Annotated in this window: 18 protein-coding genes and 1 riboswitch; of the genes, 11 read left to right on the plus strand and 7 right to left on the minus strand. The window is 71.3% G+C overall.

What is annotated here, in order from left to right; translation table 11 throughout:
• Positions 1-114: 114 nt before the first annotated feature.
• Both ACFYWM_RS32500 and otsB read left to right on the plus strand, forming a co-directional pair.
• Positions 115-417, plus strand: coding sequence for a DUF3263 domain-containing protein (locus ACFYWM_RS32500; protein WP_389921576.1), 303 nt, complete (start codon positions 115-117; stop codon positions 415-417).
• Between the two features lie 83 nt (positions 418-500).
• Complete coding sequence (gene otsB / locus ACFYWM_RS32505; RefSeq protein ID WP_389921578.1) at positions 501-1,280, plus strand: trehalose-phosphatase; 780 nt, start codon at positions 501-503, stop codon at positions 1,278-1,280.
• A gap of 159 nt (positions 1,281-1,439) precedes the next feature.
• On the opposite strand, the gene ACFYWM_RS32510 is transcribed toward otsB, so the two are convergent.
• Positions 1,440-2,633: an MFS transporter gene (locus ACFYWM_RS32510; RefSeq protein WP_389921581.1), complete on the minus strand. Its 1,194-nt coding sequence runs from the start codon at positions 2,631-2,633 to the stop codon at positions 1,440-1,442.
• Positions 2,634-2,710: 77 nt separating this feature from the next.
• Entirely contained in the window at positions 2,711-4,135 is a 1,425-nt protein-coding gene (locus ACFYWM_RS32515; protein ID WP_389921584.1) for a trehalose-6-phosphate synthase, read from the minus strand.
• A 231-nt stretch (positions 4,136-4,366) separates the two neighbouring features.
• Between ACFYWM_RS32515 and ACFYWM_RS32520 the strand changes: the two genes are divergently transcribed.
• From ACFYWM_RS32520 to groL, 6 genes are all read left to right on the plus strand, one after another.
• Positions 4,367-4,924, plus strand: coding sequence for an RNA polymerase sigma factor (locus ACFYWM_RS32520; protein WP_389921587.1), 558 nt, complete (start codon positions 4,367-4,369; stop codon positions 4,922-4,924).
• A gap of 222 nt (positions 4,925-5,146) precedes the next feature.
• A complete protein-coding gene (locus ACFYWM_RS32525; RefSeq protein ID WP_389921589.1) occupies positions 5,147-6,697 on the plus strand; it encodes a S1 family peptidase in 1,551 nt (516 codons plus the stop codon).
• Positions 6,698-7,009: 312 nt separating this feature from the next.
• A riboswitch (SAM riboswitch) is annotated at positions 7,010-7,150 on the plus strand.
• Positions 7,151-7,164: 14 nt separating this feature from the next.
• Complete coding sequence (thrC, locus tag ACFYWM_RS32530) at positions 7,165-8,457, plus strand: threonine synthase (RefSeq protein WP_389921592.1); 1,293 nt, start codon at positions 7,165-7,167, stop codon at positions 8,455-8,457.
• 22 nt (positions 8,458-8,479) lie between these two features.
• A complete protein-coding gene (locus ACFYWM_RS32535) occupies positions 8,480-8,755 on the plus strand; it encodes a MoaD/ThiS family protein (protein ID WP_389921594.1) in 276 nt (91 codons plus the stop codon).
• 349 nt (positions 8,756-9,104) lie between these two features.
• Complete coding sequence (locus ACFYWM_RS32540; protein WP_012895270.1) at positions 9,105-9,305, plus strand: cold-shock protein; 201 nt, start codon at positions 9,105-9,107, stop codon at positions 9,303-9,305.
• 447 nt (positions 9,306-9,752) lie between these two features.
• Positions 9,753-11,378, plus strand: coding sequence for a chaperonin GroEL (gene groL / locus ACFYWM_RS32545; protein WP_389921597.1), 1,626 nt, complete (start codon positions 9,753-9,755; stop codon positions 11,376-11,378).
• Between the two features lie 86 nt (positions 11,379-11,464).
• Here groL and ACFYWM_RS32550 read toward each other — a convergent pair whose 3' ends face one another.
• A complete protein-coding gene (locus ACFYWM_RS32550) occupies positions 11,465-13,486 on the minus strand; it encodes a HelD family protein (RefSeq protein WP_389921599.1) in 2,022 nt (673 codons plus the stop codon).
• Positions 13,487-13,652: 166 nt separating this feature from the next.
• Here ACFYWM_RS32550 and ACFYWM_RS32555 point away from each other — a divergent pair, with 166 nt between their 5' ends.
• Positions 13,653-13,934 carry a hypothetical protein gene (locus tag ACFYWM_RS32555; RefSeq protein ID WP_389921602.1) on the plus strand — a complete coding sequence of 94 codons (282 nt, stop codon included), beginning with the start codon at positions 13,653-13,655 and terminating at the stop codon, positions 13,932-13,934.
• A 348-nt stretch (positions 13,935-14,282) separates the two neighbouring features.
• Here the strand turns inward: ACFYWM_RS32555 and ACFYWM_RS32560 are convergent, their stop codons facing one another.
• The 3 genes from ACFYWM_RS32560 to ACFYWM_RS32570 all read right to left on the minus strand — a co-directional run bounded on the left by ACFYWM_RS32560 (position 14,283) and on the right by ACFYWM_RS32570 (position 19,459).
• On the minus strand, positions 14,283-15,929 hold the full coding sequence (locus tag ACFYWM_RS32560) for a DNA repair helicase XPB (RefSeq protein ID WP_389921605.1): 1,647 nt from the start codon (positions 15,927-15,929) through the stop codon (positions 14,283-14,285).
• A 193-nt stretch (positions 15,930-16,122) separates the two neighbouring features.
• A complete protein-coding gene (locus ACFYWM_RS32565; RefSeq protein WP_389921607.1) occupies positions 16,123-16,710 on the minus strand; it encodes a hypothetical protein in 588 nt (195 codons plus the stop codon).
• 316 nt (positions 16,711-17,026) lie between these two features.
• Positions 17,027-19,459: a helicase-associated domain-containing protein gene (locus tag ACFYWM_RS32570; protein ID WP_389921610.1), complete on the minus strand. Its 2,433-nt coding sequence runs from the start codon at positions 19,457-19,459 to the stop codon at positions 17,027-17,029.
• Between the two features lie 1,888 nt (positions 19,460-21,347).
• On the opposite strand from ACFYWM_RS32570, the gene ACFYWM_RS32575 reads away from it, so the two are divergent.
• Positions 21,348-21,860, plus strand: coding sequence for a hypothetical protein (locus tag ACFYWM_RS32575; protein ID WP_389921614.1), 513 nt, complete (start codon positions 21,348-21,350; stop codon positions 21,858-21,860).
• Positions 21,861-22,091: 231 nt separating this feature from the next.
• Here the strand turns inward: ACFYWM_RS32575 and ACFYWM_RS32580 are convergent, their stop codons facing one another.
• Positions 22,092-22,715, minus strand: coding sequence for a TetR/AcrR family transcriptional regulator (locus ACFYWM_RS32580; RefSeq protein ID WP_389921616.1), 624 nt, complete (start codon positions 22,713-22,715; stop codon positions 22,092-22,094).
• A 356-nt stretch (positions 22,716-23,071) separates the two neighbouring features.
• On the opposite strand from ACFYWM_RS32580, the gene ACFYWM_RS32585 reads away from it, so the two are divergent.
• On the plus strand, positions 23,072-23,701 hold the full coding sequence (locus ACFYWM_RS32585; RefSeq protein WP_389921619.1) for an HAD family hydrolase: 630 nt from the start codon (positions 23,072-23,074) through the stop codon (positions 23,699-23,701).
• Positions 23,702-23,732: the final 31 nt, after the last annotated feature.

Raw genomic sequence — 23,732 nt, forward strand, 5'->3', positions numbered from 1 at the left:
TGGTGACTGTACGTCCCCGCATCCGTCATGAACAGCGCGAAATTCCGGACTATCCTGACTTCGGGCCGCGCGTACGCGGTGTGATCATCGCGCACCCCGAGGGAGGAGGAGGCCATGGACACCGTGCCGGGTCCCGGCGACAGCGCCGCTCCGGAGCCCGTGTCGAGGGACCTCACCGACCGGGAGCGCGAGCTGCTCGCCTTCGAGCGCCAGTGGTGGCGCTACGCGGGCGCGAAGGAGCAGGCGGTCCGCGAGGCCTTCGACATCTCCGCGACGCGCTACTACCAGTTGCTCAGCGAGCTCATCGACCTGCCCGCGGCGCTCGCCCACGACCCGATGCTGGTCAAGCGCCTGCGCCGGCTCCGCGAGGCCCGCCGCCGCGACCGCGCCGCCCGGAAGATGGGCTTGCGCCGCTGATCTCCGGGTACGACCGGTCGGGCGGGCGATCGCGAGAGCGGAGCCGGTGTGACGAGCGAGACTGCGGAGAGGGCCAGGCGAGCATGACGACGAATACGTCCGACGGGCTGAAGGCGATCGCCGCCGACCCGGCGAGGGCGGTGATCGGGCTCGACTTCGACGGCACGCTGTCCCCGATCGTCGCCGATCCCGCGGCGGCGAGGATCCACCCCGGCGGGGCCGAGGTGCTGGAGCGGCTCGGCCGCCTGGTCGGCGCCGTGGTGATCGTGACCGGCCGCCCGGCGGCCACGGCCGTGGAGTACGGCTCCCTGGCCGGTGTGCCGGGGCTGGTCGTGCTCGGACACTACGGCCTCGAACGCTGGGAGGCGGGGGCGCTCGCCGCGCCGCCCGTCCATCCGGGCCTCGACCTCGCCCGCGCCGGGCTCGTCCCGCTGGTGGCGGGGATCGACGGGGTCAGGATCGAGGACAAGGAGCGTTCGGTGGCCGTGCACACCCGGCAGGCCGCCGACCCGTGGGCGACGCTCGACGCGCTGCGCGAGCCGGTCGCCGCGCTGGCCGCCGAGGCGGGGCTGGCGGTGGAGCCGGGCAAGTTCGTGCTGGAGCTGCGCCCGCCGGGGATGGACAAGGGGGTGGCCCTGGACGCCTTCCTGCGCGAGCGGGCCGCCAGGTCGGTGCTGTTCGCCGGGGACGACCTGGGGGACCTCCCGGCGTTCGCGGCCGTGCGGGCCTCCGGGCTGCCGGGCGTGACCGTGTTCAGCGGGTCGCCCGAGATCGAGGTGGAGGCCGACATCGTGGTGAACGGGCCCCCGGGGGTCCTGAAGCTCCTCACCTCGATCGCCGACGCTGTCGAGAGCGGGGCGTAGGGCGTTCGCCTCGGGGCCGGGGTCCGCACAAGCTCGGGAGTCCTCGTCGGTCCGCGCCCGCTCGGGCCGGGGTCCGCACGCGCTCGGGAATCTTCGTAGGTCCGCGCCCGTTCAGGCGGGTTCGACGGTGCCCGGGAGTCCTTGTCCGGCCGTGCCCGTTCAGGCGGGCTCGACGGCGCCCGCCCGCGGGCGTCCGCCCGCGGTGATCAGCAGCCCTCCGACGGCCAGCCCGATCAGGGCGGGGACCATGAGGAACGCCCGCTGGGTGCCGAACCCGTCGGCGAGCGCGCCCAGCAGGAACGGCCCGATCCCCACCGCCATTCCGGCGAAGACCGAGGCCATGGCCGACGCGCGGTCCCGCCGCCCGCCGGAGGCGGCCAGCACCCGCGACAGCGCCATCGGGAAGTGCAGCGCGACCCCCAGCCCCGACACGGCCAGGCCCGCGTAGGAGAACACCGGGTTCGTGCTCACCCAGAAGATCGCCCACCCGGCGGCCGCGACCAGGAGGGCGCCGAGGAACAGCACGGTCGGGGTGATCCGCAGGGCCAGCCACGCCCCGGTCAGCCGCCCGGCCGCCATCCCGGCGGTGAACGCCGCGACCGCGGTCGCGGCCACCGCCGCGGGCAGCCCGGTCTGGTCGGAGAACAGCTTGGCCGCCCACAGGTTGAAGCAGAACTCCATCGCGACGCAGCAGAACAGCACGGCCGCGGCCAGGTAGAACCGCCAGCCGAAGCGCTCCCGGGCCTCCGTGGCGACACCGCCGGAGGCACCGCCCGGCTCGGGGATCCGTACGCGCCCCATGACCAGCGCGAGCAGCGCGGCGAGCACGGGGGTCACCAGCAGCGCGGCCCGCCAGCCGAGGGCGCTCTGCGCGGCGGCGCTGACCACGAAGGGAACCCCGATGCCGACGGTCACGCAGACGGCGTTGGCCTCGCTGATCGCCGCCGGGCCCGCGGGGCCGTGGCGGTCGTCGAGCGCGGCCATGCCCGAGTACAGGGTGATCGAGGACATCCCGCTGGCGATGCCGTAGCCGAGCAGGGTGACCGGCAGCGTGGTGGGGGCCGCCGCGACCATGAGCGTGCCGAGGCTCATCCCGGCCATGCCGGTCCAGCTGACGGCCCGGCGGCCGAACCTCCCGGTCAGCCAGGGCAGGACGAGGCCGGTGACGATGCCGCCGAGGGCCATCGCCGTCCCGTGCAGCCCGGCGACCGCCTGGGACAGGCCCTGGTCGAGGCGGAGCAGCGGGAGCGCGGCGCTGAGGCCGTACAGGTAGGTGGCGAAGACGCCGAGCTGGAGGTAGATGAGCCAGGTCGCGCGGTCGCGGATCAGCCGGACGGGCGCGATCGCGGTCACTCGGTCTCCCGTACGCCAGAAAAAGTGAAATAGCCGCAAAAACTATCTCATACCGGGTTAAAAGCACCTAAGGGTTATCACCCGAGGGCGTCGAGCTGCTCGGCGAACCAGCGGTGCGGGGGGAGCGCGGTCGCCGCGGCGGCCAGCAGGACACTCCTCCTGGCGCGCTCGTCCGAGGGCATCGTCAGGCCCTCGTGCAGCGCGGCGGCCGTGGCCGAGACGTCGTAGGGATTGACCGTCAGCGCGTGCTCGCCCAGCTCGGCGGCGGCGCCCGCCTCCCGCGACAGCACCAGCGCGCTGTGCGGCGACAGGATCGGCCCCTCCTTGGCCACCAGGTTCATGCCGTCGCGGATCGGGTTGACCAGCAGCACGTCGGCCAGCCGGTAGGCGGCCAGCGAGCGGGGGTAGTCGTCGTTGACGTTGAGGATCAGCGGGTCCCAGTCCTCGGTGGCGTACTCGTCCTCGATCTCCTCGGCGCAGCGCTGGACCGCCGCGGTGTACTCGCGGTACTCGGGCAGATCGTGCCGGGACGGGTAGGCGAAGGCGAGGTGCGTGACCCGGCCGTGCCACTCGGGGTGGGTCGCGAGGAACTGCTTGTAGGCGGTCAGGCCCCGCACGATGTTCTTCGACAGCTCCGTCCTGTCGATCCGCACGATCAGCCTGCGATCGCCCACCTGGGCGCGGAGCGCGGCCATGTGGGACTCCACGTCGGGCTCCGAGGCCCTGGTCCAGAGCGCCTTGCCGTCCACGCCCAGGCTGTGGGTGCCGATCCGGCTGGTCCTGCCCGCGTGCGTGACCGTGCGTTCCCCGCGGTCGACCCGCGCGCCGAGCACCGTCTCGCAGCAGTCCATGAACGCCCCGCCCCAGCGGGCCGTCAGGAAACCCGCGTGGTCGGCCCCCAGGATGCCCTCCAGGAGCTCGGTCGCGACGTCGTCGGGGAGCAGGTTGAAGTATTCGGGCGGCGCCCACGGCGTGTGCGAGAAGTGCGCCACCCGCAGGTCGGGGCGCTCGCCCCTGAGCATGGCCGGGACCAGGCTCAGGTGGTAGTCCTGCACCATCACCCGCGCCCCGTGCGGGGCCTCCTCGGCCAGCGCCATCGCGAACGCCTCGTTGTAGGACTGGTACGACTCCCACTCCCGGCGGAACCTGGCGTCGAAGTGCGGCCTGTTGGGGATGTCGTAGAGGAGGTGGTGGACGAACCAGAGGGTGGAGTTGGCGACCGCGTTGTAGGCGCGGTGGAAGGTCGCGGGGGGGATGTCGAGCATCCGCAACGCCCCGGTGTCGTAACCCGCCTGGTCGAGCCGGCCGCCGGGCGCCAGCCGCACGGCCCCGCGGTCGCCGTCGGACAGCGCCGCGCAGACCCACAGGACGTCGAGATCCCGCGCGACCTCCGAGAGGCCGGAGACCAGGCCGCCGCCTCCCCTGCGCATGGACAGCGAACCGTCTTCGGAGAGGGTGAAGGAGACGGGGCCTCGGTTGGAGGCCACCAGGATCGCGCTCATCGATTCTCCTTGAGCGTGGAGACCCCCAAGGTTAACCGGCACCTTGCCGGGGTGTCCTCGCTCTTCAGGTCAAGGAAGGAACGGCCTTCATCGAATTGTGTCAGTTCTTGTCAGCAGGTGAAGTGATGAGCCCCGCTGTATCACCCTTTTTGTGGCGTGGAGGGAGGGTCACCATCCGCGATCCCCGACCGTAGGATGTCCAGCGACCGTGACCGCTGATGGGGGCCCGTGATGGCGCTGGACGAGATGACCGAGGAACTGGCCCGATCGGCCGCCCAAGGTGACCACCGCGCTCTCGGTGAGCTGCTGAGGCGGATCGAGCCGGCCGTGCTCAGGCACTGCGGGCGGATCCTCCCCTTCCGGCAGGACGCCGAGGAGGCCTGCCAGGACACCCTGCTCGCGGTGGCGCGCAACATCGGCCGGTTCGAGGGCCGTGCCCGGTTCAGCACCTGGCTGCACATCGTGACCGCCAACTGCGCCAGGACCACCTACCGCTCGCTGAAGCGCCGCGCCGCCGAGCAGAGCTCGGACGAGCTGCCGCTGCAGAAGCCGGACGTCGCCCGGGTGAGCGTCATCGCCGGCTCCCGGCTCGACCTGCTCGACGCGATGGAGGCGCTGGAGGCCGAGAAGCCGGACCTGGCCCAGGCGCTGGTGCTGCGCGACATCTGCCAGCTCGACTACAACGAGGTGGCCGAGCAGCTGCGTATCCCGCTGGGCACCGCCAAGTCGCGCATCCACCAGGCGCGCAAGTACGTCCAGGGCGCCCTGGGCGACGCGTACGGCTTCTGATTCCCGAGCGGTCGCCCGGTCCCTCACGGCCAGGTCGCGGTGGGTCCGGGGGGTCTTGTCCGGGAACGGCCGGTGGGAGCCGTTCGCGAACACCCTCCGCGTGGCGCGCGGCCCTGGCGACCTCACCTGATCTAAGGTGGCGTTGCCCACGTCACGTGATCAATCGATCACGAACGGTCATCTCCCCTCGCGATCCGAAGGCCGAGGTCGAGGAGAGACCACATGTCCCGCAGACACGCCGTCACCACGGCATGCGTCCTGACGGCCACCGCGCTCGCCCTGGCCGCCCTGCCGGCCGGTGCCGAACGCGAGGTGACGGGCGCCCCGGCCGTGTCCGACGCCCCGTCCGCCGCCGTCGCCGTGCCGGTCGCGTCGGCCGCGTCGGCCGCGCTGCGACCGCCGCCGGGCATGCTGGAGGCGCTTGAACGAGACCTGGGCCTCACCCCGGCACAGGCCCAGGCCCGCCTGCTCAACGAGGCCCGCCTCACCCCCGTCGCGCTGCGGATGAGCAGGAGGCTCGGCCCCGATTTCGGCGGCACCTGGCTCCGGGGAGCCAGCGCGCAGGCCCTGGTGGTGGCCACCACCAAAGTCGAGGACATCCCCGAGATCCTCGCCGCGGGAGCCCTGGCCGAGGTCGTCCCCAGGTCGCTGGACGAGCTCGCCGCGATCAAGAGGCGGATCGACGCCGGCATGCCCCCGCAGCCGCTCGTGTCGAGCGTGCGCTTCGTCGACGTGAAGAGCAACAAGGTGGTCGTCCTCTCCTCGAAACCCGAGGTGGCCCAGACCTTCGTCCGGAGCATGGGGGTGGACACGGAGGCGGTGGTCGTGCTGCCCACCACCGAGTTCCCCCTGCCCCTGTACGACCTGGTGGGCGGCAACGCCTACTACATCGGCGTCACCACCCGCTGCTCGATCGGTTTTTCCGTCCTCAAGGGCACCCAGCAGGGTTTCGTCAGCGCCGGGCACTGCGGCAGGGTGGGCGACGCCACGACGGGCTTCAACCGCGCCCCCCAGGGCACCTTCAAGGGGTCGTCCTTCCCGGGCAGCGACTACGCCTGGGTCGCGACCAACGCCAACTGGACGGCCACCCCGAAGGTGGACAACGGCGAGGGCGGCACCGTGCCCGTCGCCGGCGCCCGCGTCGCCATCGAGGGGGCCTCGATCTGCCGGTCCGGCTCCACCACCGACTGGCACTGCGGCCTCGTCCAGCAGCGCGACGCCAGCGTCACCTACCCCCAGGGCACCGTCTTCGAGCTGACCCGCACCAACGTCTGCGCCGAAGCCGGAGACTCCGGCGGCCCCTTCATCTCCATCGACCAGGCCCAGGGCATCACCTCCGGCGGCTCGGGCAACTGCGGCCAGGGCGGCACCACCTACTTCCAGCCGATCGGCGAGATCCTCATCGCCTACGACCTGGACCTGAGGACCACCGCGGGCAACCCGCCGCCGCCGGTCACGGGCACCTGCACCGGCTTCCCGAACACCTACACCGGCACCCTGACCGCCGGTCAGTCCGCCTACCAGCCGCGGGGCAGGTATTACCGGTCGACCGTCAGGGGTGTCCACCACGGCTGCCTGGACGGCGCCGACGGCACCGACTTCGATCTGTACCTGCAGAAGTGGAACGGCAGGAGATGGGGGGTCGTCGCCACCTCCGCCGGCGCGGGCCCCGACGAGATGATCACCTACACCGGTACGGCCGGTTACTACCGCTACCGGGTGTTCGCCTCGGCCGGCTCCGGCGCCTACACGCTGGGGTTCAGGGTGCCGTGACCGCTCCGGCGGGTCGCCTCCGGCGGTGATGAGCGTGTCGCCTCCGGCGGCGATGAGCGTGTCGCCTCCGGCGGAGATGAGAGGGAAGAGTGCGAGGCTCCCGCCGGGTCCGTGATCACCGAGGATCACGGGCCCGGCGGGGGCCTCGCCCGCCTTCCGGGGCGCGTGCCGGGCGCCGCGCGACCGGCGGCCCGGCTCCGGCCGTCCGCTGGATAACACGCCATGTCTCGCACAGTGAGACAGGGAGTCAGGAGGGCGGCAGGGCGAGGTAGAGTGCTTGGGACCTGCGCGTCAGGTTTCCAACTGAATATTTGCTCATCCAGAGGGGTGGAGGGACCGGCCCTGCGAAGCCCCGGCAACCATCCCGGTTCAAGACTCGTTATCTGAACGAGGTCGGCCGGGACAGGTGCCAATTCCGGTCTGCGACCAGGGTGGTCCAGACGAAGATGAGGGAAAGGCCTCGCTTCATGGCGCTCGCAACCACTGAGAACACCACCACCTCGACCGGCCGCGCCGGCGACGCGCGTGACCCGCGCTTCGGCCCCGCCGTCGCCCTCTCCTGCCGGGAGTGCGGTGCCCGCTACGACCTCGGCCCCAGCTTCGCCTGTGTCGAGTGTTTCGGGCCCCTTGAGATCGCGTACGACTTCGGGCGTGTGACCCGGGAACGCATCGCCGAGGGGCCGACCAACATCTGGCGCTACCGCTCGCTGCTGCCCGTCCCCGAGGACGTGGCCACCAAGCCCAACATGGCGCCCGGCTGGACCAAGCTCGTCAACGCCGGCAACCTCGCCCGCGAGCTGGGCATCCGCTCCCTGCACGTGAAGGACGACTCCGGCAACCCCACGCACTCCTTCAAGGACCGCGTGGTGGCCATCGCCGTCGAGGCCGCCCGCAACTTCGGCTTCCACACCCTCTCCTGCTCCTCCACCGGCAACCTGGCCGGCGCCGTGACCGCCGCCGCCGCGCGGGCCGGGCTGGACGCCTGCGTGTTCATCCCCTCCGACCTGGAGCAGGCCAAGATCGTCATGGCCTCCGTGTACGGCGGCAGGCTCATCGGCATCGAGGGCACCTACGACGACGTGAACCGCTTCTGCTCCGAGCTCATCGGCGACGAGCTGGGCGACCAGTGGGGCTTCGTCAACGTCAACCTCCGGCCGTACTACGCGGAGGGGTCCAAGACCCTGGCCTACGAGATCGCCGAGCAGCTCGGCTGGCGGATCCCCGACCAGATCGTCATCCCCGTCGCGTCGGGCTCGCAGCTGACGAAGGTCGACAAGGGCTTCAAGGAGCTGATCCAGCTCGGCCTGGTCGAGGACAAGCCCTACAAGATCTTCGCGGCCCAGGCCGAGGGGTGCTCCCCGGTCTCCGCCGCCTACAAGGCGGGCCACGACGTGATCCGCCCGGTCAAGCCGGACACGATCGCCAAGTCGCTGGCGATCGGCAACCCGGCCGACGGCCCGTACGTCCTGGACATCGCCCGCCGTACCGGCGGCGCGGTCGAGGACGTCACCGACGCCGAGATCGTCGACGCGATCCGGCTGCTGGCCAGGACCGAGGGCATCTTCGCCGAGACCGCCGGAGGCGTGGTCGTCGGAGTGCTGCGCAAGCTGGTCGCCTCGGGCACGCTCGACCCCGACGCCGAGACCGTGGTCCTCAACACCGGCGACGGTCTCAAGACCCTCGACGCGGTGGCCGCGGAGGCCCGCCCGACCGCGGTGATTCGACCTTCTCTTGACGCATTCCGTGCGGCTATCGCCTAGAAATCGTGAAAGGTACTGAATTATGAGCGTTTCTGTGCGGATTCCGACGATTCTCCGGACTTACACCGATGGTGCCGCCGAGGTGAACGGAGAGGGGGAGACCCTGCGCGATGTTCTGCAGAAGCTCGACGCGGACTTCCCCGGGATCGGTGCCCGGATTCTTGATGAATCGGGAAAGATCCGACGTTTTGTCAACGTCTATGTCGGGGATGAGGACGTCCGTTTCGTCGACAACCTCGACACGGCCACGCCCTCCGGCGCCCAGGTCTCCATCATCCCGGCGGTGGCCGGAGGCTGATTCTCCCGCGTCCGCGTGGCCCTGACGGTCCCGCGGCCCTTCCTGGGGGCGCTCACCACTCCACGGCACCCGCCCGGCTCCTGCCGGGCGGGTGTCGTCTTTTGTGACGCAGGCTCATATTTATCGGGATAGATAGGGAATGTAACCCTTAACTAACTAATAGTGATAGTGAAAGTTTGTTCTCGTACTAAAAGCTCTCGTAAAGCGGTAGTTTGGTGCTTGACTCTGTTGCCCTACCGGTTCCCACAGGTATGGTCGGAACGATCGACGTGGCGAAGTCCGTCCCGGCGATTGAGGACTTCGCGAGAGGAATGGGCGTCGTCCTTAAGACCAGTAAGAGGAGTCGCAAGTGGCGCAGGGCACCGTCAAATGGTTCAACGCGGACAAGGGCTACGGCTTCATCGCGGTAGACGGTGGTAAGGATGTGTTCGTCCATTACTCCGCGATCATGATGGATGGCTACCGTGCTCTCGAGCAGGGCCAGCGGGTCGAGTTCGAGATCACCCAAGGGCAGAAGGGCCCCCAGGCGGAGTCCGTCCGGGCGGTCTGACGTAGCCGTTTCGTGAATTCGCAGGGAAGGGCCGGTGGATCCCGCGGTTTTCGCAGTCCGCTGGATCCTCGCCGCCTGGCCCGGCTCACCACAACCGGTGAGCCGGGCCTTCGCGCGTGACGGGACGAACGGTCACGCGGGCGCGGGCCCCGCGCGGGGCGCTCTCCGGCGGGCCGACGGTGACGTGCGGCGTACGGCGACGTGACGCGAGGCATACACCCACGTGACACGGAGTTGACGTCCCCGCCTCGCGCGGCGCAGGTCAACGGATCGTGGCTTGCACTCGACAGGGTAGAGTGCTAAACAGATTCTTGGCACTCACGCATAGAGAGTGCCAATCCTGGATCGAGGCGATGGGGCCCGCCGAACGGAGTCGTGGGCCCACATGCCGTCGCGGGCGTCGGCTCGGTCCGGTGTAAGCCACCCTTTCTCTGGGAGGTTAGCCGTATGGCAGCCAAGATGATCGCGTTTAACGAGGACGCCCGGCGCGGTCTCGAGCGCGGCATGAACCAGCTCGCGGACGCCGTCAAGGTGACCCTCGGCCCCAAGGGCCGTAACGTCGTGCTGGAGAAGAAGTGGGGCGCCCCCACCATCACCAACGATGGTGTCTCCATCGCCAAGGAGATCGAGCTCGAGGACCCGTGGGAGAAGATCGGGGCCGAGCTCGTCAAGGAGGTCGCCAAGAAGACCGACGACGTCGCGGGCGACGGCACCACCACCGCCACCGTGCTCGCCCAGGCTCTCGTCCGTGAGGGTCTTCGCAACGTCGCCGCCGGCGCCAACCCGATGTCCCTGAAGAAGGGCATCGAGGCCGCCGTCGAGCGCGTGTCGGAGGAGCTGTCCAAGCTCGCCAAGGACGTGGAGACGAAGGCGCAGATCGCCTCCACCGCCTCCATCTCCGCGGGCGACCCGCAGATCGGCGAGATGATCGCCGAGGCGATGGACAAGGTCGGCAAGGAAGGCGTCATCACCGTCGAGGAGAGCAACACCTTCGGCCTGGAGCTTGAGCTCACCGAGGGCATGCGCTTCGACAAGGGCCTCACCTCGATGTACTTCGTCACCGACCCGGAGCGTATGGAGGCCGTCCTCGACGACCCGTACATCCTGGTCGTCAACTCCAAGGTGTCCGCCAACAAGGACCTGCTCCCGATTCTCGACAAGGTCGTGCAGGCCGGCAAGCCGCTGCTGATCATCGCCGAGGACGTCGAGGGCGAGGCCCTGGCCACCCTGGTCGTCAACAAGATCCGCGGTCTGTTCCGCTCGGTCGCGGTCAAGGCGCCGGGCTTCGGTGACCGCCGCAAGGCCATGCTGGCCGACATCGGCGTCCTGACCGGCGCCCAGGTCATCAGCGAGGACCTCGGCCTGAAGCTGGAGTCCACCACCCTGGACCAGCTCGGCCGGGCCCGCCAGGTCATCGTCACCAAGGACGAGACCACCATCGTCGACGGTGCCGGCGACGCCGAGCAGATCGCCGGCCGGGTCAACCAGATCCGCGCCGAGATCGACAACACCGACTCCGACTACGACCGCGAGAAGCTCCAGGAGCGTCTGGCCAAGCTGGCCGGCGGCGTGGCCGTCATCAAGGCCGGCGCGGCGACCGAGGTCGAGCTCAAGGAGCGCAAGCACCGCATCGAGGACGCCGTGCGCAACGCGAAGGCGGCCGTCGAGGAGGGCATCGTGCCCGGCGGCGGCGTGGCGCTGCTGCAGGCCGGCGCCAAGGCCTTCGACAAGCTGGAGCTGTTCGGCGACGAGGCCACCGGTGCCGCGATCGTGAAGAAGGCTCTGGAGGAGCCGCTCAAGCAGATCGCGGTCAACGCCGGTCTCGAGGGCGGCGTCGTGGTGGAGAAGGTGCGCAACCTTCCCGCGGGTGAGGGCCTCAACGCCGCCACCGGCGAGTACGTCAACCTGTTCGAGACGGGCATCATCGACCCGGCCAAGGTGACGCGTTCCGCTCTGCAGAACGCGGCGTCCATCGCGGCGCTGTTCCTCACCACCGAGGCCGTCATCGCCGAGAAGCCCGAGAAGGCCGGAGCCGCCCCCGCCATGCCCGGCGGCGGCGACATGGACTTCTAGTCCACGCGCTTTCGAAAAAGAGGCGACCCCGTAGTGCAGGGGCCGCCTCTTTTTGTTCCCGTCCTCCTTCCGCCGTGGGCCCGGGGCTAGCCGAGCTGCGCGGGCAGCGGCCGGGTGTGCAGGACGGTCAGTGAGGTGACCGCGCGGGTCAGCACCACGTAGAGGCGGGCCAGGCCGCGAGGTTCCGCCTCGACGATGTCGGCGGGTTCGGCCACGATGACGTGGTCGTACTCCAGGCCCTTGGCCAGGGAGGCCGGGATGACCAGCAGGCGGTGGTCCTCGACCGTGTCGGGGCTCAACACCCGGTGCTCCAGGTGGGCGAGGGCCTCGGAGACGGCGCCCACCGAGGCGTCGGGGACGATGACGCCGATCGACCCCTCGCGGGCGAGCGCCTCCTCGGCGGCCCCGGCCAGCGCGACGGCCAGGTCGGGCGCCGGGCGCACCGACAGCGAGCCCGCGCCGGGCCGCAGCGACCGGGGCGCGGCCAGGTCCGGGGCGACGGAGGGCAGCAGCCTGGCCGCGTAGTCGAGGACCTCGCGCGGCACCCGGAAGCCGAGGGTGAGCTCGGTGACCGCGCCGTCCTCGAAGCCGAGATGGGTGAGGACCTCCGTCCAGGAGCGGGCCGACCAGGGCGTGGTGCCCTGCGCGAGGTCGCCCAGCACGGTGGCCGAGCCGGTGCGGCAGCGCCGCCCCAGGGCCCGCAGCTGCATCGCCGACAGGTCCTGGGCCTCGTCCACGACCAGGTGGCCCAGCGGGACGGTCCGCTCGATCATGTCGGCGAGCTCGTCCATCAGCGCGCCGTCGGCCGCCGACCACTTCGCCGAGCGGAAGGACTTGGCGGGCTTCGCCCACAGCAGCAGTGCCTGCTCCTCGGCCGTGAGGTCGTCCTTCGCGGCGGCGGCGAGGAAGGCGGGATCGCCGAACAACCGGTAGAGCACCTGCTGCGGGGTCAGCTTGGGCCAGACCTGGTCCACGAGCTGCCTGACCGGCTTGGACCTGGCCACCGCGTCCTGCACCCGGTCGTCGGGCGACTCGCCGCGCTGCTCCATCCGGACGAGCACCAGGTGGGCGAGGCGCTGGGCGAGCGTGGCGCGCCCGGGGCCGTAGCGGGTGGTGCCGCGCAGCGCGGCGACGATCTCGCGGACCTCGTGGTCGGCCACCCGGTAGCGGTTGATCCCCTTGGTGAACAGCACGCCCTCGGTGGGCTTGACGACGTGCGCCCACAGGGCGCGCCGGAGCACGGGGACGATCCTCGCGTCGCCCTTGATCGTGCTGACGGCGGGGTCCTCGGGGGCGGAGTGGTCGCCGAGGATCCCGGCGGCCGTGGTCTGGTCGACCTTGACCTCGCCCAGGGCGGGGAGCACGGAGGAGATGTAGGAGAGGAACGCCCGGTTCGGGCCGACGATCATCACGCCCGAGCGGGCGAGCCGCTCGCGGTGGGTGAAGAGCAGGTAGGCCGCCCGGTGCAGGCCGACGGCGGTCTTCCCGGTGCCGGGGGCGCCCTGGACGCACACGGTCTGCCCCAGGTCGGAGCGGACGATCTCGTCCTGGTCGGGCTGGATCGTCGCGACGATGTCGCGCATCGGCCCCGAGCGCGGGCGCTCGATCTCCTCGGTGAGGATTCTGCTCTGGGTGAGGGCGGCGCCGCCCTGGTCGAGCCGCTCGTCCTCGTAGGCGGTCAGGTCGCCGCCCTGGTAGCCGAACCTGCGGCGCAGGGCGACGCGCATCGGGTCGGACGGGCTGGCCTGGTAGAAGGCCCGCGAGACCGGGGCGCGCCAGTCGATGACCAGGGGGCGGCTGGTGTCGTCGTGGACGTGCCTGCGCCCGACGTATACCGTGCCGGGGAGGTCGTCCCCCTCCTCGCGGTCGAGGCGGCCGAAGAACAGGGGCGTGCCGGAGTGGTCGGCGAGCGCCTCGACGCGCTGGTCCAGCAGCGCCTGCAGGATCTGCTGGGAGACCCAGTCTCCGGCGGCGTCGGAGGAGAGGGAGCGGGCGTGCTCGCGCATCGCGCGGAGCGCCGCCCTGGAGACGGCCAGATGCTCGCGCTCGGCGGCGAGGATGAGGGCGGGGTCGTCGGTTATGTCGGGGGCCAATTGATGTGCGGGCACGCTGAAGCGCCTCCCATTCGATAAACGGAGGTGGTGTGGTCATCGGGCAGCGAATCGACCAGCTTAGCGGCGACCCTCTCGCGTCTCAAAAGGATTAACGCCGGACTGGGGGACGGCGCCCGCGGGTATCCCAACGGTCGTGCGGATCTCCCCTGTCATACCGGTCGTGGCCAGCCTTCTGCTGGGCGCGCTCTGGGGGCTGTCGGTGTTCGCGGGCTGGGGGGTCGAGGCCTTCTGCTCCGACCCCGGTTGCGTCGACAGGCTGGGCGGGGTGGTCAGGCTGTCGTCCCTGTTCGCGGCGGTCGCTGCCTGCTGCACGGCGGCGGCCCTGCTGTCACGAGGGCCGGGCGGCGTCGGGAGCCGTTTCACCGCCCTGATGACCGCCGCGGTGGCCGCCTGGGTGATCGCGGGAGGCATTCTCTTCGCGGGCGGCCTGATTGTCCGATAGTCACCCTGATCATTCGGCGGTCACTACGATTGTTCGGTGGTGACCATGATTGTTCGGCGGTCACTTGGATTGCTTGACACTCGTTTGGATTGCTCAGTTTTCACCCTGATTGCACGGTAAGCACCCCGCCCATCCAGCAGTCACTCCGGGCGTTCGGTAGTCACTCTGCCACTCTCCGTCATTCTCCGCAGAAATAGCGAAAAAGCGAGGCAAACATGGTGACTCCCTCAGATCATGGGGGTATGTCGCCATTGGCCGCCAGGCCTAGCGAGGGGGTGGTTTGTTTGTCGAAAGCCCGCGGGATTTCGTGGACCTGACACAAAATGACGACGTGTTCGCCAGGTGGGGTCAATCTCCGGCGAGCACGTCGTCCGCGTCGATGATCTGGTACGCGTACCCCTGCTCGGCCAGGAACCGCTGCCGATGCGCGGCGAAGTCCTGGTCCACCGTGTCACGGCTCACCACCGAGTAGAACCGGGCCCCGCCCCCGTCGGCCTTCGGCCGCAGCACCCGGCCCAGCCGCTGTGCCTCCTCCTGCCGGGACCCGAAGGTGCCCGACACCTGGATGGCCACCGCCGCCTCCGGCAGGTCGATGGAGAAGTTGGCGACCTTGGAGACCACCAGGACCTGGATCTCCTTGTCGCGGAACGCCTGGAAGAGCCGCTCGCGCTCCTTGACCTTCGTCTCCCCCTTGATCACCGGCGCGTTCAGGTGCTCGCCGAGCTCGTCGAGCTGGTCGATGTACTGCCCGATGACCAGCACCTGCTCGTCCAGGTGGCGGCGGACCAGCGCCTCGGTCACCCGCGTCTTGGACGGCGTGGTCGCGCAGAAGCGGTAGCGCTCCTCGGACTCGGCCATCGCGTAGGCCAGCCGCTCCTCGTCGGTCAGCGTCACCCGCACCTCGACGCAGTCGGCGGGGGCGATCCAGCCCTGGTTCTCCATCTCCTTCCACGGCGCGTCGTACCGCTTGGGGCCGATCAGGGAGAACACGTCGCCCTCCCTGCCGTCCTCGCGCACGAGCGTCGCGGTCAGGCCCACCCGCCGCCTGGCCTGCAGGTCGGCGGTCATCCGGAAGATCGGCGCGGGCAGCAGGTGCACCTCGTCGTAGACGACCAGGCCCCAGTCGCGCGCGTCGAACAGCTCCAGGTGCCGGTAGACGCCCTGCCTGCGGGTGGTCATCACCTGGTACGTGGCGATGGTGACGGGCCGGATCTCCTTCTTGGTGCCGGTGTACTCGCCGATCTCGTCCTCGGTCAGCGAGGTCCGCTTGAGCAGCTCCTGCTTCCACTGGTGCGCGGAGACCGTGTTGGTCACCAGGATCAGCGTCGTCGCCCTGGCGTGCGCCATCGCCGCCGCGCCCACGATCGTCTTGCCCGCCCCGCAGGGGAGCACGACCACGCCGGAGCCGCCGTGCCAGAACGCCTCGGCGGCCTCCCGCTGGTAGGCGCGCAGCTCCCAGCCGTCCTCGGTGAGCGTGATCGGGTGGTGCTCGCCGTCGACGTATCCGGCCAGGTCCTCGGCGGGCCAGCCCAGCTTGAGCAGGTGCTGCTTGATGTTGCCGCGCTCGCTCGGGTGCACCGCCACGCCGTCGTCGCCCAGGCGCTCGCCCAGCAGCGGCTGGATCTTCTTGGCGCGCAGCACCTCCTCCAGCACGGCCTTGTCGGTGCTGGTCAGGACGAGCCCGTGGACGGGGTGCTTCTCCAGGCGGAGCCTGCCGTAGCGCGACATCGTCTCGGCGACGTCGACCAGCAGCGCGTGCGGCACGGGATAGCGGCTGTGGGCGATCAGCGCGTCGATCACCTGCTCGGCGTCGTGCCCGGCGGCCCGCGCGTTCCACAGCGCCAGGGGGGTGATCCGGTAGGTGTGCACGTGCTCGGGGGCGCGCTCCAGCTCCGCGAACGGGGCGATCGCCTTGCGGCACTCCCCGGCTCTCTCGTGATCGACCTCAAGAAGCAGGGTCTTGTCCGATTGGACGATCAATGGTCCGTCAGTCACAGACTTCTCCCTTGGTCACCGCTGGTCACCGCAGGGTACGGCGGATCAGCACATGGTCGCACCCGTGGACGCCCGGAGGGTCGTCCCGCGCTCCCTGTATGCAACGGACGGGAGCGCCCGGGCAGTCCCGTCCGGCCCGCCCGATCTCCCGCGCCCGCCCTTCTACCGTGTGATCACTCCTCGCGCGTACGGTTCAGCTGGGGCCGAAGGCGCCGTTGAGGCCGGCGACGATGAAGAAGGTCACGCCCAGGACGAGCAGCACGACGTTGGCGGTGACGCTGATCCAGGTCCATCTGAGCAGGTTCCGGGCGCCGCGCGGGTCGTTGTCGACCCTGCTCAGCGCGAGGCCCGACAGGACGGTGCCGATGAGCCCGCCGAGGCTCACGAAGCAGCTCAGCGCGAGCACGAGGCTGATGACCAGGGCGACGATCGCGTGCGTCCTGACGCCCTCGACCTCGCGGGACGGCGGCGCCCCGTAACCCTGGCCGTACCCTTGCCCGTACCCCTGCCCGTAGGGCTGGTCGGCGTAGCCGGGGGTCTTGCCGTAGTCCTGGGGCTGCCCGTAGGTCTGGGATTGACCGTAGCCCTGGGTCTGGCCATGGCCCTGGGGCTGGGTCTGGCCGTAGTCGGGCTGGGCGTAGCCGGGCTGGTGACCCTGCTGGGGCTGCTCGTAGCCGTACGGCTGCCGGTCGTGACCCGGGGTCTGGCCGGGGCCCGTGGCGTAGGGGCTCTTCCAGTCGTCCGGGTTGGTGCTGGGGCCTTCGGAGTGACCGCTGCTCACTGGGGATCTCTCGCTTCTGTGGAGCTCAGAACGTAACTGTCATCACGATATGAGTCGTGAGCCGTGCGCCAGGGGTGAACGGACTCGGTCGCACCCGGGCGGACGGCGCCCGGAGGAGACCAGGAGGAGGACCCTCGCGCCTCGGCGAGCGTCCTGGTGAACGACGCTGCGGACGGCGGGCCGCCGCCGGACCGTCGGCCGGGCTCGCGGCGGACCCGTTCCGGAACCGAGACTACCTCGTGCCTCCGCCCGGCACACCGGGGCCGGGTGGGCTTCCCGGTCCGATGCGGAACCGGTAAGGCCGGTGAGGGAAGTCTCACGCGATGTCGGCTATGCCGGTGATGCGGTGCAGGGCGAAGCGGTGCACGGCCGCCCGCGTCTCGTCGTAGGCGGTGAGATAGCCGCCCTCCATCCGGGCGGGTTCGAGGATCCGGCTGGTGGCGTTGCCCTGGGAGTCGAGATAGCCGATCCAGACCTGCGACCCCTGCCGGATGGCCTCGCGAAGGGCGGTGATCGTGGCGGTGGCGGGGGAACGCGGCACCTGGCCGCCGGGGGCGGCCACCGGGGCGCGGCGAGCCTGGTGCGCGGCGTCGCCCGCCCGCACGGCGCGCACGGCGGCCGCCACCACGTCGGCCTCGTGGCCGCCGAACGTGACCGGGGAACGACCCGCGGGGGTGCCCTCGGTCCGGCGGACGTCGAGCTGGGTGACGATCACGTCGCCGTCGAGCGACTCCGCCGCCGGGGCGTAACCCATCGCGCGCAGCGAGTCGACCAGTGCCGGACGGGAGGACTTGGAGGCGATCACCGTGGGGGCGAGCCGCCGCAGCCGCAGCGGGATCGCCCGCTTGTCGGCCATCACCTCGTCGAGCAGGGAGGGGTCGTCGCACCGCACGTACGCGCTCGCCGTGCCGACGCGCATCCGGCCGTGGCGCCTGGCCACGTCGGTGACCAGGTAGCTGAGCGGCTGCGGCACGGGCGTGGTCGAGTGGCGCTCCAGCATGGCCAGCAGCTCGTCGGCGCCCTGCCCGGCGTCCAGCGCCCGCCGGATCGACCGCTCGTCGAAGCGGTAGACCGTCGCGCCGCCGGTCGACTCCACCTCGGCGGCCACCGCCAGCCACCGCCTCAGGTCGCCGGTGAGCGGGCCGGGGGCGACCGCGGTCAGGTCGGCCTGCAGGAGGACGTGGTCGAGCGGCTCGGGCAGCAGCGGGAGCAGCAGGTGGGCGGCCGACAGCGGACGGCCGGCACCAACCGCGCCGGCCGGGGTCGCGGAGCCGCCGGAGCCGCCGGGGTCGGGGAGCAGGGCGCGACCGTGGGCCGCGAGCGCCCCGAGCCCGGTGACGCCGATCTGCTCGGCCTCGCGCAACGTGAACTCCACCAGCTGGTCGCGGTGACCGCCGCGGCGCCGGGGCTGCTCCCAGGCCAGGCGCTCGCGTACCGCGTCGGGGGTCGGCGCCACTCCCGGCGTCGAGGCGAGCACGCCCAGGGTCGTGGCGCGGACCTCGGCGGCGGCCGGGCGCCGCAGGTCGGGATGCAGGGCGTTGAGCAGCCGGTCGCGCTCGTCGCGCTCGCCGATGACCCCCGGCACCCGGTCCATGGCGAGCCAGGCCGTGGCCAGCAGCACCCAGCGGTCCTCGGTGGACTTCACCCGCCAGCCGTCGTAGACGGGGGTGGGCATCCAGTCGCCGTCGACGGTGCCGCTGGCCGCGATCAGCCCCGCGGCGTACGACACCTCGATGATCAGCCCGGTCACCCACTCGGGCACGTCGAGCAGGCCCGCGGTCCGCTTGAGGTCGCGCACGGCCAGGCCGCCGCTGCGGAGCACGCCGGGCGGCTCGGCGCTCCAGCGCTCGCACAGCTCCTCCACCGCGCGGGTGAACGTGAACGCCTGCCCGGCGGCCGTGCGGTCGGCGAGCCTCCGGTCGCGCTCGGTGCCCTCGGCGAGGGGCGGGAAGGGGGACAGGTCGCGGTGAACGCGCCCGCCACGCAGGAAGAGGGCGACCTCGCGGGGCAGCACCACGGTCTCCTCGCCGGTGGCGGCGAGCAGGGCCCGGGAGAGGAGCTGCTCGATCGGCGACTGCGCGGTGGCGGCCCGCACCTCACGGCGGGCGTTGGGCACCCGGCCGCTGGACGGGCCCCAGGCTAGCTCGTTCAGCGCGGACCGCGCCTGCGGCGAGACCTCCTCGACCAGCCGTCCGACGATTTCCCCGTCGCAGAGCAGCGCGGCGAGCGTCTCCTTGGTGGCGCCCCCGGAGCCTTCCGTGTCGTCCGTGTCGCCCGTGACGTCCTGGACCAGCTCGGCCAGCCGCTCGGCGGGGTGGTGCCTGAACGCCTCCGCGGCGGGCGGGCCGAGCCCCGCGGGAGCGTCAAGCACCTCCCGCACCCCGGGTGCCGGGGCCAGAGCGCGGTCGGGCCCGTAGACCAGGGCCATGGTGCGCAGCCGCTCGACCGTCTCCTTCAGGGCGCTCTGGAACGCCGGATCCGCCGGTCCGGGAAGGGCCAGGGCCATCTGGGCGCGCAGCGACCGGTAGGAGATCGGGCCGGGCAGCACGGCCAGCGTCTCCACGACCGCGAGCGCGAACCGGTCGAGCCGGTCGAGCGCCCTGCCCACCGCCGACGGGCTGCTCGCCCGCCCGGCGAGCCCCTCCAGGTGGGCGGGGACGGGGGTGATGAGCTCGGGTCGCACGGAGACGAGAGCCCGCAACCGGTCGTCGCTTCGGCCGCGCAGCCACTCGGTGAACTCCGTGCTCATTCCGCCAATGGTAGGAGGCTTGACCGACATCGCGCGGCCTGGGGGAATTCCGGGATCCCGCGAAGAGAGCGAATCGATCACGTGATGGACGGTGAATGGGGGAAGAAGCTCACGAGCGGGACGATGTCGAGAGAGGATGGCCAGTGTGATCGAGCGTGCGGACCAGCTCGTCCTTGACTACGTCAGCAAGGCGGCCGACGCGGCCCACGGCGTGCTGCCGCCGAGGCAGCGGATCGACTTCGTCGCGGTGCTGCGCAGGCGGATCGACGCCGAGCGGGCCGGGGCGGACGACCCCGTCGTCGTGGCGAGGGTCCTGGCCCGGTTCGGTGACCCGGCCGCGCTGGTCCGCCGCGAGTTACGCCGCCTGGGGAGGGAGGCGCCCTCCCCGTCTCCCGAGGACCCACCTGGACGTCCGGAGCCACGGGTTTTCGAGGATGAGTCTCAGGAGTCCGGAAGTTCTCGGGGCTTTCGAGGCTTTCAAGGTTTTCTGGGCCTTCGGGGGGCTCAGGGCTCTCGGGGTGGCGGGGGTGGCGGGGGTGGCGGGGGTGCCGGGGGTGGCGAGGGTTCTCGGGGCTCCCGGCGCTCGCGTGAGGACTCCGGTACGGTTCCCAGGCCCCGGGGGGAGACCGCCGCCAGGGCTCACGACCGCGCCGACAGCTCCTCCGACAGCTTCGCCGGTCGTGTCTCCGGCCGCGTCTCCGGCCGTCCTTCTGACCGCTCCGCCGGTCGTGTTTCCGACAGCTCCGCCGATCGCGTCTCCGGCCGCGCCGTGGATCCCACCGTCACCTCCGCCGGTCACCGGTCGGCCGCCGTGCCGCTCGCCGCCCCCACCCCGGAAGGTCCCGTTCCCGAGGACCGCGACCACCTTCAGGGGGGGTCCGTCCCAGAGGACCGCGATCCCGCCTCCGGGAGGCCCGTCCCCGAGGACCGAGACTCCACCTTTAAGGGGTCCGTCCCCGAGGGTCCCGGTTTCGCTTCCAGGAAGGCCGTTCCCGAGGATCTCGATTCCACTTACGCGGAGGCCGGTCCTATGGATCCCGATTCCATGTCGCGAGACGCGGGCCCCGGCTTGGACGGCTCCGGCCACGCGCCGGAGGGGCCGCGATCCCCGGCCACGCCTTCTTCCTCGCCCCAGCCCTCATCGGACGAGGCGGAGACGGCCGGACGTGACCCGTCGGCCGCCCGGGAGGCGGCGCCGGGGGGTTCCGGCCTTCCGCCTTTCCGCCGCTCTGTCCGGGGGCATCCGTACGCCTCGACGGGTGCTCGCCCGGATGCCGGAGAACCGGCGCGGGGCCGTCCCGCGCCGGACCGTCCCGGATCGGAGCCGGAGCCGGACCGTCCCGGATCGGAGCCGGGACCGGAGCCGGAGCCGGACCGTCCCGGATCGGAGCCGGGACCGGAGCCGGAGCCGGACCGTCCCGGACCGGAGCGCCCGGAGCCGGACGCTCCGGATGTCTCGGCCTCGCGCGCGTCCAGGTGGGCGGAGCTGATCTTCTCGGCCCGCTCGCGCCCGTCATCGGCCGCCCCGGAGGAGGACGAGCCCGACGTTCCAGCCGGTAGCAGTCGCCCGGGGAGCGAGACAGACGCCGCGGACGAGTGGGAGGACGCGGTGGAGAGCGATCCGCCGACCGAGGAGATCCCGCCCGTACAGGACCCCCTCCCGCCGCCGGTGGCGCCGCGGGAGACGGCGGAGCAGCCCCGTGAGGCGCGACAGCCCGGAGAAGCGGAGGAACCGCGGGAGAAGCGTGAGGACGCGCCGGAGGGAGGGCGTCCGGAGGGAGGGCGTCCGGAGGGAGGGCGTCCGGAGGGAGGGCGTCCGGAGGCGCCGAGTGGGAGACCGGGAGGCGCGGAGGGGCGTCCGGGGCTTCCGCCCGGTGTGGCCAGGGGGATGCGGGAGGCCGAGGAGCGGCTGGCCAGGAAGAAGGCGCGAGCCCGGCCCGACTGGCTGCGCCGGCGACGCCCGGTCCGGTCGAGGGAGGACGTCGTCCCCGGCACCCAGGACGCTCGCACGATCCTGCTGGGCCACCGGCGCGAGATGATCGGCCTGAGCCTGCTCGCCCTGGCCGGCCTGCTGATCCCCTTCCCGCTCGCCCCGATCGCGATCTTCGCGATCCCGGTGCTGGTCTGGGCCGTCGCGGTGCTCGTCGTGATCGCCTGCGAGAACTGGCACACCTCCGACAAGGCGCTCGGGCTGGCCGCCCCGATCGTGAGCTACTCCCTCGGCGGCGGGCTGGTCGCCCTCGTGAGGGCCAGGAACGACCTCGGCACGGTGATCGACGAGTTCTTCACCATCAGCGGGCTCATGTTCATGCTCGGTACGGCGTGGGCCGTCTTCTGGCTGGCCTACCGCCTGCTCAACCCCCCGGTCCCGGTGGGAAGGGGAGTCCGCAGGCCCGGGTGACGCCCGAAGGGCCGGGCCCCGGTGGGGTGGCGGACCCCTGTGATGCCGGGGGGCCTTCCCGGTCCCCGGGGGCGAGGGCGCTCCCGGTGGCTCACCGGCCGCCGAGGCCGTCAGTCGGCCGCCGGGTCCGTCAACCGAGGGCCGGGTTCCGTCGGCCGAGGGCCTGGACCGTCAACAGAGCTTCTGGGCCGTCGGCCGAGGGCCTGGACCGTCAGCCGAAGGCTTGGACCGTCAGCCGAGGGCCTGGGCCGTCGGCCGGGGCAGCAGGCCGAGGGCGAGGCGCACCCAGGAGGCGACGAAGCGGTCGCGCTCCACGCGGCCGGGAGGCTCGCCCACGGTCTCCTCGAACAGCTGGTAGTTGATCACCGCCCCGCCGAGCACGGCACCGATGGCGGACCAGTCGGCGGAGGCCCCGGCGTATTCGGGCTGGGTGCGGAACCACATGGTGATCGCGTCGAACATGGGTTGCAGCAGGCCCTCGCGCACGGTCGCGACCAGCTCGGGGAACTGGCCGAGGTCGCTGAAGAAGACGCGCGTCAGCTCCCTCTCCTCGCAGACCTTGGCCAGCCCCAGCCCGCACAGCTGGGTCAGCCGTTCCTCGACGCCGGTCGAGGTGTCGACGACGCTGAGCTCGGTCAGGGTCTCGGTGATCTGCGCCCGGGTCCTGGCGGCGTGCTCGTTCATCGCCGCGGCCAGCACCTCGTACTTGGACTTGAAGTGCCGGTAGAGGCCACCGGCGCCGGGAGACAGCCCGGAGGCGGCCTCGATCTCGGCCACCGAGGTCGCGGCGTAGCCCCGTTCGGCGAACAGGCGTAGCGCCTCGTCGATGATCCGCTCGCGCGTCGATCTGGTCATTCTCTGCCGATACCTCCTCCGTGACCTTATCCAGTGCCGCCCGGGCCGGGTCGCACCACACCGCACCACACGCGCCGCGCCGATCCCCGCCCGTGGCGAACGAATCGAGCGGACCTCGGATGGACACGGTCTCACGGGGACCGGCCCGCGAAGTCGGGTCCATGAAGGCGGGCTCACGAAGTCAGGCGCATGAAGGCAGGTCGTCCGCTCGCCTTCCGGATAAGGAAAATCCTTTCGCGAAGGCTTCCGCAGTGAGGCGTCTCACCTACAACGCTTAGGATTAGCCATGTTTAGGGTGATTTGGCATTCTTTGAGGGCTTCTCGGAGAACCTCTTCGCGAAGCGGACAAGGAAGTGGTGAGTGACCCGATGAACTCCGTGGGATTCGATCTCGATCTGACGCTCGCCGACACGCGCGCGGGCATCGCCGCCGTTTACGACGAGGTGGCGCTGCGCACCGGCGTCCACATCGACAGCGCCGCCGTGCTGGCGAGGCTGGGGCCGCCGCTGGAGTGGGAACTGGCCAACTGGATGCCCGCCGTGGAGGTCCCCGCGGCCGCCGACGTCTATCGGGAGCTGTACCCGTCGATCGCCATCCCGGTCACCACCCTCATGCCCGGCGCGCGCGAGGCCGTCGAGGCCGTACGGCGGGCGGGGGGCAGGGTCGCCGTCGTGACGGGGAAGAACGCCCGCGACGCGGCGAGCACGGTCGAGTTCCTCGGGCTTGAGGTGGACGAGGTCGCCGGGTCGGTTTTCGGGGAGGCGAAGGGTCCGGCCCTCGCGGCTTTCGGCGCCGCCGCATATGTTGGAGATCATGTCGCTGACATCGACGCGGCGCGAGCGGGGGGAGTCGTGAGCGTGGCGGTGGCGACGGGTGTCTATCCGGCGGGAGAACTGCGTGATCACGGAGCCGATGTGATCCTGGGCGATCTGACTGAGTTCGTCGAATGGTTTGACGGCTGGCGAACCCCCGCCGCTCTCGTGTAATTCGGGTCCCAATACACGGTCGCCCTCGGCG

It is taken from the genome of Streptosporangium sp. NPDC002721 (assembly GCF_042888905.1).
Lineage (GTDB): Bacteria > Actinomycetota > Actinomycetes > Streptosporangiales > Streptosporangiaceae > Streptosporangium.